The 12,907-nt window shown below is 38.2% G+C and carries 11 protein-coding genes; 6 read left to right on the top strand and 5 right to left on the bottom strand.

Annotation, left to right across the window (positions count from 1 at the left end):
* Nucleotides 1-12 precede the first annotated feature (12 nt).
* Entirely contained in the window at nt 13-639 is a 627-nt protein-coding gene (locus tag FC89_RS10355) for a TetR/AcrR family transcriptional regulator (RefSeq protein WP_057872484.1), read from the bottom strand.
* A 183-nt stretch (nt 640-822) separates the two neighbouring features.
* Between FC89_RS10355 and manA the strand changes: the two genes are divergently transcribed.
* Nucleotides 823-1,791, top strand: a complete 969-nt coding sequence (gene manA / locus FC89_RS10350; protein ID WP_057872483.1) for a mannose-6-phosphate isomerase, class I — start codon at nt 823-825, stop codon at nt 1,789-1,791.
* Nucleotides 1,792-1,910: 119 nt separating this feature from the next.
* Here the strand turns inward: manA and FC89_RS10345 are convergent, their stop codons facing one another.
* The 4 genes from FC89_RS10345 to FC89_RS10330 form a co-directional block, all read right to left on the bottom strand.
* Nucleotides 1,911-2,354, bottom strand: a complete 444-nt coding sequence (locus FC89_RS10345; RefSeq protein ID WP_057872482.1) for an Hsp20/alpha crystallin family protein — start codon at nt 2,352-2,354, stop codon at nt 1,911-1,913.
* Between the two features lie 131 nt (nt 2,355-2,485).
* Entirely contained in the window at nt 2,486-3,205 is a 720-nt protein-coding gene (locus tag FC89_RS10340; protein WP_057872481.1) for a DUF554 domain-containing protein, read from the bottom strand.
* A 160-nt stretch (nt 3,206-3,365) separates the two neighbouring features.
* Nucleotides 3,366-4,478, bottom strand: coding sequence for a glycosyltransferase (locus FC89_RS10335; protein WP_057872480.1), 1,113 nt, complete (start codon nt 4,476-4,478; stop codon nt 3,366-3,368).
* Between the two features lie 62 nt (nt 4,479-4,540).
* Nucleotides 4,541-5,956 carry a sugar porter family MFS transporter gene (locus tag FC89_RS10330; RefSeq protein WP_157060714.1) on the bottom strand — a complete coding sequence of 472 codons (1,416 nt, stop codon included), beginning with the start codon at nt 5,954-5,956 and terminating at the stop codon, nt 4,541-4,543.
* A 398-nt stretch (nt 5,957-6,354) separates the two neighbouring features.
* Between FC89_RS10330 and FC89_RS10325 the strand changes: the two genes are divergently transcribed.
* The 5 genes from FC89_RS10325 (at nt 6,355) to icd (ending at nt 12,851) form a co-directional block, all read left to right on the top strand.
* Nucleotides 6,355-6,603 carry a PspC domain-containing protein gene (locus tag FC89_RS10325; RefSeq protein ID WP_057872479.1) on the top strand — a complete coding sequence of 83 codons (249 nt, stop codon included), beginning with the start codon at nt 6,355-6,357 and terminating at the stop codon, nt 6,601-6,603.
* Nucleotides 6,604-6,670: 67 nt separating this feature from the next.
* Nucleotides 6,671-7,582 carry a Gfo/Idh/MocA family protein gene (locus tag FC89_RS10320; RefSeq protein ID WP_057872478.1) on the top strand — a complete coding sequence of 304 codons (912 nt, stop codon included), beginning with the start codon at nt 6,671-6,673 and terminating at the stop codon, nt 7,580-7,582.
* A gap of 278 nt (nt 7,583-7,860) precedes the next feature.
* Nucleotides 7,861-10,494, top strand: coding sequence for an aconitate hydratase AcnA (gene acnA, locus FC89_RS10315; protein ID WP_057872477.1), 2,634 nt, complete (start codon nt 7,861-7,863; stop codon nt 10,492-10,494).
* The gene (locus tag FC89_RS10310; protein WP_057872476.1) at nt 10,487-11,587 is read left to right on the top strand and encodes a citrate/2-methylcitrate synthase; all 1,101 of its coding nucleotides are present in this window, start codon (nt 10,487-10,489) and stop codon (nt 11,585-11,587) included. Before acnA ends, FC89_RS10310 begins: the two co-directional genes overlap by 8 nt.
* On the top strand, nt 11,580-12,851 hold the full coding sequence (icd, locus tag FC89_RS10305) for an NADP-dependent isocitrate dehydrogenase (RefSeq protein ID WP_057872475.1): 1,272 nt from the start codon (nt 11,580-11,582) through the stop codon (nt 12,849-12,851). Before FC89_RS10310 ends, icd begins: the two co-directional genes overlap by 8 nt.
* Nucleotides 12,852-12,907 lie beyond the last annotated feature (56 nt).

The raw sequence follows: 12,907 nt of genomic DNA, 5'->3' as shown, positions 1-12,907 counted from the left end.
AAATCCTCCAATTTAATTAGTTTTATTAGTAGTAGAAACTCCGTTAGCCAGCCAATCCAACATCAACAAGCAGCGTTCTTGAATTTGGACGCTGGTAAGCGGGGTTGCTGAATGATTATTGAAATAACTACCGATTGAACGGAAAAAAATGTTTAAAATCATTTCAATCAAATAACGGAAGTCTTCTAAATCATTGACTCGGAGCTGATCTAAATCAGTGTGTTGATAAAGGTCATGGACCAGCTGTTGGCGGCTACCATGTTTTAAAAAACGATGCAGCCGAAAGTCATGAGCTGTAATCATCGTTTGATAGAAATCAGCATAAGTGCCATGGAGAACATCTTCAATGCTGATAGTAAAAAAGTGTTTTGTAGCCAGCAGCAGATTACCTTGATTAGCAATCAAAGTATTTAAAAAAATTTGATTGCGTTCATTTTGAACTTGGCCGACAAAATAAAGATAACAATCAAGTTTATCTTCAAAGTACTGATAAAAACTGCCGCGTGGAATGCCAGCGACTTTAACGATTTCACTGATAGCTGAGTCAGCAAAATTTTTTTGTGAAAATTCATTTTTGATAGCAATGAATAAACGCTGCTTTTTTGCCTGGTCAAGATGGTAGAAAGTATCCTTAGGCATTTTAAACTCCTTTCTATTTTATGTGTGACAGCGTGTCATATGACAATACGTCATATTATAAAAGATTTTATTCTAAAAAACAAGTATTGAATTTCAGATATTTTGTAAATAACGAAGAAAGCCATTTCATGCTATACTAAAGTAGAAGTGAATTATAATGGCTGGAACAATGGGAGGCAGATTATGATAGAACCAATGTTTTTGAAACCATATTTTCAGGAAAAAATGTGGGGTGGAACTCGGCTTAAAAGTGAATTTGGTTATCAGATTCCTAGTGATCATACTGGGGAGTGCTGGGCAATTTCTGCGCATCCGCATGGTTGTGCGGTGGTTGAAAATGGTGCTTTTGCGGGGATGAAACTTGATCAGGTATGGCAAGAGCATCGCGAGGTGTTCGGCGATGCACAAGGAAAAGTTTTTCCTTTGCTAACAAAAATTTTGGACGCCCATAAAGATTTGTCAGTTCAAGTTCACCCTGATGATGCGTATGCAGCTAAGCATGAACATGAATTAGGTAAGACCGAATGTTGGTATATTATTGCAGCTGATCCGGATGCTAAGTTGATTTACGGGCATACAGCTAAAACAAGGCAAGAGCTGGCAGAAATGATTAAACAGCAGCAGTGGGATAAATTATTGCGTTATGTTCCGGTTAAAGCTGGCGATTTCTTTTATGTGCCTAGTGGAACGATCCATGCTTTGGGAGCCGGCATTATGGCATTAGAAACGCAGCAAAGTTCTGATACAACTTATCGTGTTTATGACTTTGATCGAGTTGATCCATCAACACATCAGAAAAGACAGCTGCATTTACAGCAATCAATTGCAGTGACTAATGTACCGCATGTTGACCCACAGCTGCAGCAAAAAAAATATCGTGTTGGAGATGCTCAGGTTACGCAATTTGCAGCAACTGATTTTTTTGCTGTTTATCGTTGGGATCTAACAGCAGGCGGGACCGCCAATTTTGTGAGAAAAACAGCTCCTTATACATTGGTTTCGGTTTTAAATGGGAGTGGTCAGTTGCAAGTAGCTGATAAGAAATATCCTTTGAAAAAGGGTCAGCACCTAATTTTACCGTTTGCAGTCAAATCATGGCAACTAAGTGGTCAGTTAGAAATTATTGCCTCTGAACCAGGCAAAAAAGCTTAAGTATTATTCAGCTGATTTTGTTAGCTCACGCCGAGCATGAACTAAGTAGCAATATTTAAATAGTAAAAAAGAAACGGCGCTTGTTTTTGAGCACCGTTTCTTTTTTACCATTTACCTAATTATTCAATTTCAATATGACTTGCGCTGTCTTCGACTGTTTCAACTTTCGGCAAAGTCAAACTTAAAACGCCATTATCATACTTGGCACTGACTTTATCACGATCGACATCTGGTAAGTTATATTGCCGTGAAAACTCACCATAAGAACGTTCACTATAAACGGTATTGCCTTCCTTATCACTTTCATCACTAAAGCTATCACGTCTGCCGAAAATGGATAAAACGTCATTATCATAGTTAATATGAATGTTCTTTTTATCAAACCCAGGCATATCGATTTTTACCTGATACGCGTCTTTTGTTTCCTTAATATCAGTTTTTAAATCACCCTTGATAGGTAACTTGCTAAAGACATTCTTACCAAAGTTCTTAAAGAAATCATCATTCATCCAGCCACCTAAGTTATCAAGTAATCCATTGTAACGGTTTAAATCATTAGCCATCTAAAATCATCCTTTCTTTAATTCCTTATTTCATCTTCTATAATAAACGATTTAGTGATAAATGCAATTAATTAGCACTCACGAATCTAAACTGCTAATTAACTCCACTAATTTATTGAAAATAGTTATTTTTACTTTAAAATTCCATAAATCAAGACAACTAAAATTGCAGGCAGCATATTGGCTACTCTGATTTTACAATTTAAAAGCAGATTTAAGCCAATGCAAAAAATCATCATTGAACCGACCAGTGAGATGCCATTAGTCATAGCAGTATTTAACCACGGATTGATAATCGTTGCTAATAAAGTAATACCGCCTTGAAAAATTAAAATGGGTAAAGCACAAAAAATAGCACCGATTCCAAGGGCCGCTGTATAAAGCGCAACGATAACACCATCAAGAATTGCTTTGGTAAAAAGCATGGTTGGATCGCCAGCCAAAGCATCTTGTAATGGTCCAATAATTGCCATAGCTCCAACACAAGTTGTTAGCGTAGCGATAACAAAAGCATCAATGAACTTAGAATCGTTTTGCCGGCCGATTCGCATACGCAGCCAGCTACCTAACCGATTAAATTGACCTTCAATATTCAATAATTCGCCGATAAATGCTCCAAGTGCCAAAGAGATAGCAGCTAACATTGTTCCCTTAGTGGTTAAAGTGTGCTGTTTAATTACTAAGATTTGACTTAAGGCACCAGAAATTCCAATGAAAATTACAGCTGTTCCCAATGCTTGCATTAAAGTTTCCTGCATTTTCTTAGTTAAGATCCGTTGAAAAAGATAGCCACCCAAACCGCCGATGATAACAGCTCCAGTGTTAACCAGTGTTCCGATTCCGATAAACATTAATTTCCCCCTATAGTTTAAGCATAATTATGATACTAAACTATTTTAACATTTTATAGTACGTGAGAGATATTGAATTTTAAACGAAATTAGAAAGTACGCTTGAACAAAAAACTGAACTGCCGCAAAAAGATTGCTTGGCAATTCAGTTGGTAATTATCTAGACTGTTGGTTTACTTGGATCATCGCTATCTGGTAATTTGAAAGTAATTTTTTGTGTTTTACCAGTTACAAAGCGATAAATTTCTTCAAGATGACGGATATAATTTTTAACATCAAACTTTCTCATAGTCTGTTGAACTTGTTGGCGTTTATAAAGTTGCCGATTAAGGTATAACCAAGTGCAAGCTTGGGCAAAAGCAGGGGCGTCATCCATCGGCGTCAAAATACCATTTTGATGATTGATAATATCTTGCGGACCAGTTGGGCAATTAGTTGAAATGACTGGTAAGCCGCGCGAAATTGCCTCAACCAGTACCATAGGGAACCCCTCATATTTTGAACTTAACAACAAACCATCAGCTTGGGAAACCATTTGCCAAGGATTAGGCAGCCAGCCATGCCAACTGATATTGGCAGCAATTCCTAATTTTTGTGCATATTGTTTAACTTTTGGAAAATCATAACCTTTGCCAAACATATCTAATTTCCAAGGAATATGCAGTAATTTCAATCCATCAAATAATAGACGAATATTTTTTTGCCCATCAAGAATCATACGTCCAATAAAAATTGGATGAAACGGCTGCCCTGCCGGCGGTGCTGGGATAGTTTGGTGGGATATAATTGTTACTGGATTATAAATTAAAAAGATTTTAGCAGCTGGAACACCCATTGCTAAGAGTTGTTTTTGAATACCGGAACTGATAGCCAAATGATAATCAGGAAATTGCAAATCTTGTCGATTAAAGAAGTCAGTCTCATTAATTGAGGTATGTCCCCAGGAAATAATTTGATAATCTAATTGATACTGTTGACGCAATTGAGCAGCCAACCGATTTGCTTTGCCTTCTAGTCCTAAAACAATTGCTGGTTGATAGGCAAGCAAGTTTTTAGAAATAAACTTCACTTGGGTCGTTTCATCTGCCGGTGGACAAATTTTTACTTGCTGTCCGGTTGAACGGTTAATCCATTGAAGCCATTCAGGATGTTCACCACTACGAGGAACGAGAACCAAGTAGTCATTTTTTAAATCGTGATTAAGTAATTCGGCAATAACGCGTTCTGTACCCCCGTGGCCTTCAAGGTATTGAGTAATTAAAGCAATTTTCATAGTCAGCAGCTTCCTTTCTGATAGTTTTGTTTAACGAAATATTACTGAAGTTACAAGTATTTTTAGATATTTTGCTGGACTTTTTCCAGTGAACGATTGCTGGTTTCTGGCACTAAGCGATAAGTGAAAACATAAGCCAATAAATTGATAACAAAAAAGCCGAAGAACGTCAGACCCAGACCAAATTGATGCAGACAAATTGGGAAAAGCAGTCCCACACCAAAATTAGCCAACCATAATGCAAAAGTACTTATCCCTACACCTAATCCACGTAATTTTTGTGGGAAAATTTCAGCGATGATAACCCAAGTTGTCGGGGAAACCATACTTTGAAAAAAGAACAGAAAGACTAAAACTAACAAAATAACAATATAAGGAAAAATTGTTAACCGATTAAAAAACAAAGCACTTAAATCAATTACTCCCAAAGATATGGTAGTCATTTTAATTCCCAGCAGCAGCATCTTTCGTCGTGGCCAACAAGTCATTAAATGCATACCGGTCAACGAAGCAATTACTGAGATAACACCATTACTGATATTAGCGATTAGGGCAGCTTGATGGGCAAAACCACTGGCTATTAAAATTGTCGTTCCATAATACATGATGACATTGATCCCAATCAGTTGCTGAATAACTCCCAATCCGATTCCCAGTAAAAATAATTTACGAATTGCTGGTTTTTTTAATAATTTCCAAGACCAAGTTTGGACAGTTTTTAACTGTTTAAACGATTGTTGGATTTTTTGTAGTTCATCTGCTGCGACTTGAGAGTTGCCTCGTAGTTTGGTTAAGTTAGCAAGAGCAGCAGTTGGTTGCTTTTTGCTCAATAACCAGCGTGGTGATTCAGGGACAGCTGGCATTCCAAAAAGTAATACCAAGGCGGGGATGATTCCGATGATCATCATCCAACGCCAAACATTGTGATCAGCTGCCAACAGATTCCCTAATAGAGCATTGCTGCAAAAAACTAGTAATTGGCCGCTGGTAATCATTAAGTCATTTTGAGTAATCATTCTTCCACGCATTTTAGGAGTTGCAATTTCTGATAAATAAGTTGGAACGACAACGGAAACACCGCCAACCGCCAATCCTAAAATAAATCGCCAACCAATCAACCAACTGGCAGTTGCGGCGAAAATACAACCGCTGTTACTAATGAGAAAAAGAATAGCCAAACAAAAAAGCAGACTTTTGCGACCATAATGATCGGCAAATCTGCCCGTAGTTAATGCACCAAACGCTGCTCCCAAAGTCAGGCTGCTGGTAACGACACCTTGTAGAAGCGGAGATAAATTTAATTGATTTTTAGCTGCCATGAAAGGCAATAGACCGTTAATAACTCCAGTATTAATTCCAAACAAAAGTCCGCCCAAGGTCACGATAGCAGTGATTATTATCAAATATCGATCATTTTTTTCAGCTTTATTAGAATTAAATGTTTGCTGACCAGATGGCACTTTATCAACTTCTTTCAAATTAAATTATGTAATCATAAAATAAGAGTTATTATTAAACAGCTATACTAAAACTAATTAATTCAATGCGGAAACAGATTATAATCAAATCTGAATATTTGATTTAAAAATATGATTGTTCGTCAAAAACCATTATATAACAGCAAAATAAGCTTGTTAAATATTATGGCTTTTTATTTTTATTATTTATTTTTCTTATAATTGAATTTTGTTTAAAATTAAGCAATGATAATTGATAAAAAGATTTAATTTTTTTTGAAAATATGGTGGGAAAGTAGTGTAAATAATTCGGTTGTAATTACCGTAGCCGTTGTGTTTAATCAATTGAACTTAAAACTAAATCATAGTAATCTAAGAATTAGAGATGATTTAAATTTAATCGAAATGGGAGGGTAGTTATGAAAAGACAACGAAAGCTAACTAAATCAAGCGATAAAATTGTTTCAGGAGTGCTAGGGGGGATTGCCGAGTATTTTTCTTGGGACAAATCATGGACAAGAATTATTGGTGCGTTATTGATTATTTTCCCTGGACAGGTATTTTTAGGTATTTTGTTATATGTAATTGCAGCAATTGTTATGCCGGATTATCAATCACCACAAAGACCGGATGATGATAATATCATTGATGGTGAGTTTCGCGAATAAGCTGCTAAAAATCAGACAATGAACAGTACAAAAATGGATTTGAATACTGTTGAGAGGAAGCTGTTAGATGAAATTTGGCGTTATCGGAGTTGAGCAGCAGACATTGAAACTTTTTTTGCCGCTTTATTTTGAAAACCGTAATCAAGGAGATTTTATGTTTGCGGTTAAAGATCCAAATATAAAAAAACAATTAATGCAAAGATATCAAGTTGACTATTTATATCAAAGTCTGGATCAATTGATTGCTGGAGGAATTGACGCATGCTTTATTCATGGCTCTTCAGCTGAACAGTTGAAGTTAGCTGAACGTTGTTTGCAAAAGGGAATTCATGTTTTTATTGATCGACCAGTTGGTGAGTCATTGACAGAAATAAAAAGTTTACAGCGGTTAGCACTGGATAACCGGCGGATCTTTATGTTGGGATTTAATCGGCGGTTTGCGCCAATGGTTGATCAACTAAAAAGGGTTTCTAATAAACGGTTATTAAGTGTCCAAAAAAATTTATGTGAATTTAAACGACCAGTAGTTGATATGGTTAATGAACTGTTTATACATTTGGTTGATACAGCTGTTTATCTGATTGATGAACCAATTCAAAACGTTACGAGTCAAATTAAAGATACTGATGGCCTTTTGGAAACGGCAGTTATGCAGCTGGAAACTGAGCATACAGCAGCTTGGGTTGCTTTAGACGCACAGGCGGGAACTGATAATGAACAGATTCAGTTAACCAGCGGATCCGGTTGTGGGACCTTGAAAAATTTGCAACAGTTGGAATTGGAAACGGCGGCAGTAAAGAAAAGTTGGGAACCTGAAAAATGGGCGACTCCGTTAGAAGTTTACGGCTTTTCTCAAATGGTTACGGCTTTTATTCAAGCTGTTCGTTCGCAAACATCAACAAAACTCAAACAAAAAAATATTTGCTTGAGTCACAAATTGTGTGCGGATGTTTTAACTACTTATCAATCCGATCATTAATAAGCAGTTGACAATTGAAAAAGTACTAAACGGCAGTTCTTATTCTGGTAGGACTGCTGTTTTTAATAGCAGATAATAAAAAAATAATGAGAAAAAATATTCTCTTTATAAAAATGACAGCGCTTCCCTATTTATTAAAGAAAGAATATCGTGTTTTTTGGTTATGAATACATGTAAATTATGCTGAATTAACATGGAGTGTTAGTTGCAGCAAATTAAAACTATGTTAGAATGATTAAAAATTATCTGAGAAAAGATTGATGTCTGGAGGATCAAAAATGACAGAAACTTATCGCAACCAATTTACTTTAGCAGGGAAAAATTATTACTATTATGATATTGCGGCTTACTTACAGCATGAAGAACAAGAAATTGAAGCAATGCCATATGCTATTAGGGTTTTATTAGAATTGACCTTGCGCCACAGTTCCAAACAGCCAGCGCTAAAAAAATATCTAGCTGTTTTTAATAATTGGGATGAGCAACATACTAATGATGTGCCCTATAAACCTGAACGGGTTATTTTGCAGGATTTTACCGGTGTCCCAGCATTAGTTGATTTGGCGGCGATGCGTGAAGAAGTTCAAAATCAAGGGGGAGACCCAACGGCGATCAATCCAGATGTACCGGTACATTTAGTAATCGATCACTCAGTTCAAGTTGATTTGGCAGGAAATCAAGACGCTTTTGAATATAATATTAAACAAGAATTCAAACGGAATCGTGAACGTTATTTGTTTTTGAAATGGGCGCAGGCCAGCTTTAAGAACTTGACAGTTATTCCACCGGATACGGGAATTATTCATCAGGTTAATTTGGAATATCTTTCACCGGTTATTCGCCATTCAAAAGCAGCCGAGCCGCTTGCTTTTCCTGATACGCTAGTCGGGACTGATTCACATACGACGATGATCAACGCTTTGGGCGTACTTGGTTGGGGCGTTGGTGGAATTGAGGCTGAGGCTAGTATGTTGGGGCAAGAATCCTATTTTCCCATGCCACAAGTGGTTGGTGTCCGCTTAACTGGTAAAATGCCGGCAACGGCTACAGCGACCGACTTGGCGTTAACGTTAACACATATTTTAAGAAAACAGAATGTAGTTGGAAAATTTGTTGAATTTTATGGACCAGGGCTTAAAAATCTACCGCTGGCAAATCGGGCAACAATTGCTAATATGGCACCAGAATATGGAGCAACTTGTGGTTATTTCCCAATTGATCAACAGACTTTGAGCTATTTACGCTTAACAGACAGATCGGCAGAACAAATTAAGTTAGTTGAAAAATATGCGAAAGTAAATCATTTATGGTATCAAGAAAATGAAGATAATTTGCGTCATTATTCAGAAAACGTTGAGTTAGATTTAGGGACGATCACGAGCAGTGTTGCGGGTCCTAAACGTCCGCAAGATTTGGTTGAATTATCTCAATTACCACAGAATTTTAAAAAATATGCTGAATTAAAAAACTGCCAGGTAAAGACAGCTGGGCAAACTTTCAGCTTGAGGCCGGGTGCTTTGGGAATTGCCGCAATTACCAGTTGTACTAATACATCTAATCCTGAAATTTTGATTACAGCGGGTTTGTTGGCTGAAAAAGCAGTTGCTGCTGGTTTAAAAATCCCCGCTTATGTAAAAACGTCATTTGCTCCGGGGTCGCGGGTGGTAGCTGACTATTTGCAAGCTGCACAATTGCAGACTTATTTGGATCAATTAGGTTTTAATATTGTTGGTTATGGTTGTACGACTTGTATCGGTAATTCGGGTAAATTGCAGCCAGGAGTTCAAGAAATAATTAATCAAACAAACTATCCGTTAGCTGCAATTGAAAGCGGTAATCGTAATTTTGAAGGGCGGGTTAATCCGTTAATTAAAGATACCTATTTGGCTTCACCGCCCTTGGTAATTGCGTATGCGCTAGCAGGCACACTCGACATTGATTTGCTTCACCAACCTATTGGTCAAGATCAACAAGGAAAAGCCGTTTATCTAAGTGATCTGTGGCCAACAACGGCGGAAGTCAGTCAGGTTATTCATCAATATGTTAAACCACAGCTTTTTTCAGCAAACTATCAAAATATTTTTAGTCAGAACGCTGCTTGGAATGCCTTGCCGGTCACTGAATCGGTTACTTACCCTTGGCAGGCAGCATCAACTTATTTAGCATTACCGCCTTTGTTTGCATCGCGGCAAACCGATTTGACCGGATTAAGAGTATTGGCAAAATTAGGTGATTCGATTACAACTGACCATATTTCACCAGCTGGTTTTATTGGTCAAACAACTCCGGCAGGCAAGTACTTGCAAGAACATGGGGTTCAACCGGCAGATTTTAATTCATATGGATCACGGCGGGGCAATCATGAAGTCATGATGAGAGGAACTTTAGCTAATATTCGGCTGCAAAACCAGTTGACTCCTGAAAAGCAAGGTGGATTTACCAGATCATGGCTGACCAACAAAGAAACGACAATTTATGAAGCAGCAATGGATTATAAGCAGCATAACATTGGAACAATTATTTTGGCAGGCAAAGATTACGGAATGGGATCTTCGCGTGATTGGGCGGCAAAGGGCGTTGAATTACTGGGGGTCAAGGCAGTCATAGCGGAAAGTTTTGAACGAATTCATCGCTCAAATTTAGTGATGATGGGTGTTTTACCTTTACAGTTCATGGCAGGAGATACGGCAGATACCTTAGGGCTGCAGGGCAATGAAAAATTTACGATCAAACTAACTGGTAAGACGGCTAAAGTTTTAGCAGAGTCCCCTGATCGGCAAGTTGATTTTACCGTTCGTGTCAGATTTGATGCGCCGATTGACAGGGAATATTTTAAAGCCAGCGGAATTTTACCATATGTTATTGCTCGAAAAATGGCAAAACAAAATGAAAGTGAGGGATCAGATGACTAATTCACGAGGTTTAGCAGGAATTATAGTTGACGAGACTAAAATAAGTTCAACTAAAAATGCCCATTTAATTTATGCTGGTTATCCAATTGAGGAGATCGCTCAGGCTTCATTCGAAGAAGTAGTATTTTTATTATGGCATACGCGCTTACCGAATAAACATGAATTGACAGCTTTTCGCCAAAATTTAGTTGAACAAATGGTGCTGCCTGCTGAAACGATTCGTTTGCTGCTTTATATTGCCAAAGAACCGCAACACCCCATGAGCATTTTGCGGACAACAACTTCTTTGCTGGGAACAACCAATGATGTTGAACACGATGAACCACCTAAAATTTTGGCGAAGATGCTGACAGCGATTGCTGCGATTATTCGGATTCGGGATAATGAACCTTTACTGGAAGCAGACCATCATTTAGGAGTTGTAGATAACTTTTTATTGATGATGACAGGTAAAAAGCCTAGCCAGCAATTATCACGAATGTTTTCGACAGTTATGATTTTGCATGCAGATCACGAATTTAACGCTTCAACTTTCACTGCGCGCGTAGCAGCTTCAACGTTGACGGATTATTACTCTTGTTTAACAGCAGCGGTTTGTGCTTTGAAAGGACCATTGCATGGCGGAGCCAACGAGCGGGTATTTGAAATGCTTGAAACCATCAAGCAACAGCAAATTGATCCAATTGTTTATTTGCAAGATCAGTTGCATGCTAAACGAAAAATTATGGGGTTTGGTCATCGAATTTATAAAAATGGTGATCCGCGTGCTGTTATCTTGAAAAAGATTGCGGCGGAGTTGGCACAAGAAACTGATAATCAGGTTTATTTTCAAATTCAAACACAGATTGCCGATTATATGCTTGAAAAATTTAAGTTGCATCCCAATGTTGATTATTATACAGCCCTAATTTACCATTGCCTTGGTTTGCAAAAAGAAACTTTTACAATGATTTTTGCTGCTTGTCGGACAGTTGGTTGGCTGGCACATATTATGGAACAGCGCCAAGAGAATGTTTTAATTCGCCCGTGTTCAGCCTATGTTGGTCCAACTGGGCGTCACTATTCAAAAGGAGCAGGTGAAATTGATGAATGAACCAGAAAAATTAACAGTGACAGCTGGAAAACTGCAAGTTCCAGCTTTTCCCATTATTCCGTTTATTGCCGGCGATGGTATCGGCCCAGAAATTTGGTCAGCGGCTAGAAGTGTTTTTGATAAAGCAGTTCGACAAGTTTATGGGTCATCAAGAAAAATTAGCTGGCAGCGCTTATTAGCCGGTGAAGCAGCATTTAAGCAGACTGGTGAATGGCTGCCCCAAGCAACAGTTCAAAGCTTAAAAGAGCATCTGGTAGCAATTAAGGGGCCGTTAACGACTCCGATTGGCAAGGGACATCGTTCAATTAACGTTACCTTGCGCCAAGATTTAGATTTGTATGCTTGTGTACGACCAGTTAATTATTTTAAGGGAGTACCTTCTCCTGTAAAATTTCCTGAAAAGGTCGCAATGACCGTTTTTCGGGAGAATACGGAAGATATTTATGCTGGAATTGATTTTGCAGCTGGAACTGCTGCGGCAGATGAATTACTAGCGTTTCTGACTAAGCAGCATGAATTAGGCAAGATTCGTTTCCCAGCGAGTTCGGCTTTTGCTATCAAGCCAGTTTCAAGTCAAGGTTCGAAGCGATTAGTCAAAGCAGCTATTCAGTATGCTGTTGATCATCATTTACCACGCGTTACCTTAGTTCATAAGGGAAATATTATGAAAAAGACAGAAGGCGGTTTTAAAAAATGGGGCTATGAGGCAGCTGCCGAGTTTGGGGATCAAGTATTTACGGCCGAAGATTTCAAAAAAATAGAACAGCAAACAGGGCAAGCGGCTGCCGAGCAAGCACAAACCGCTGCTGAAAAAGAAGGCAAAATTATAGTAAATGATTTGATCACAGATAACTTTTTTCAGCAATCATTATTACATCCTGAAAACTTTTCGGTAATCGCAACTTTGAATCTTAATGGTGATTATATTTCTGATGCCTTGGCTGCACAGGTAGGCGGAATTGGAATTTCTCCAGGTGCCAATATTAATTATCAAAGTAAGCAGGCAATTTTTGAAGCAACTCACGGGACGGCTCCACAATTTACGGGACAAAATAAATTAAATCCGACATCATTAATTCTTTCGGGAGTTATGATGTTTGAATATTTGGGCTGGCAGCCGGTAGCGGATTTGATCACCCAAGCAGTTAGAGAGGCCTTGCTTAAGCAGCATGTTACGTGCGACTTTGCCCAACAGCTGCCGAATGCGGTTGAATTGACTACCAGTGGCTTTGCGGACTACTTGATCAGTTTAATGCAGAAATAACGTAAGCACCTAATAATCGACCGTCTATAAAAGAGTATATTTCAGCGGTAAAATTA

This window comes from Liquorilactobacillus ghanensis DSM 18630 (genome assembly GCF_001435235.1).
GTDB lineage: Bacteria > Bacillota > Bacilli > Lactobacillales > Lactobacillaceae > Liquorilactobacillus > Liquorilactobacillus ghanensis.
This window is presented reverse-complemented; position numbering and strand designations above follow the sequence as displayed.

Bases quoted from the DNA above. Each gene is read 5' to 3' on its own strand.
- FC89_RS10355 (WP_057872484.1), bottom strand. From the start codon at position 639: ATGCCTAAGGATACTTTCTACCATCTTGACCAGGCAAAAAAGCAGCGT.
- manA (WP_057872483.1), top strand. From the start codon at position 823: ATGATAGAACCAATGTTTTTGAAACCATATTTTCAGGAAAAAATGTGG.
- FC89_RS10345 (WP_057872482.1), bottom strand. From the start codon at position 2,354: ATGGCTAATGATTTAAACCGTTACAATGGATTACTTGATAACTTAGGT.
- FC89_RS10340 (WP_057872481.1), bottom strand. From the start codon at position 3,205: ATGTTTATCGGAATCGGAACACTGGTTAACACTGGAGCTGTTATCATC.
- FC89_RS10335 (WP_057872480.1), bottom strand. From the start codon at position 4,478: ATGAAAATTGCTTTAATTACTCAATACCTTGAAGGCCACGGGGGTACA.
- FC89_RS10325 (WP_057872479.1), top strand. From the start codon at position 6,355: ATGAAAAGACAACGAAAGCTAACTAAATCAAGCGATAAAATTGTTTCA.
- FC89_RS10320 (WP_057872478.1), top strand. From the start codon at position 6,671: ATGAAATTTGGCGTTATCGGAGTTGAGCAGCAGACATTGAAACTTTTT.
- acnA (WP_057872477.1), top strand. From the start codon at position 7,861: ATGACAGAAACTTATCGCAACCAATTTACTTTAGCAGGGAAAAATTAT.
- FC89_RS10310 (WP_057872476.1), top strand. From the start codon at position 10,487: ATGACTAATTCACGAGGTTTAGCAGGAATTATAGTTGACGAGACTAAA.
- icd (WP_057872475.1), top strand. From the start codon at position 11,580: ATGAATGAACCAGAAAAATTAACAGTGACAGCTGGAAAACTGCAAGTT.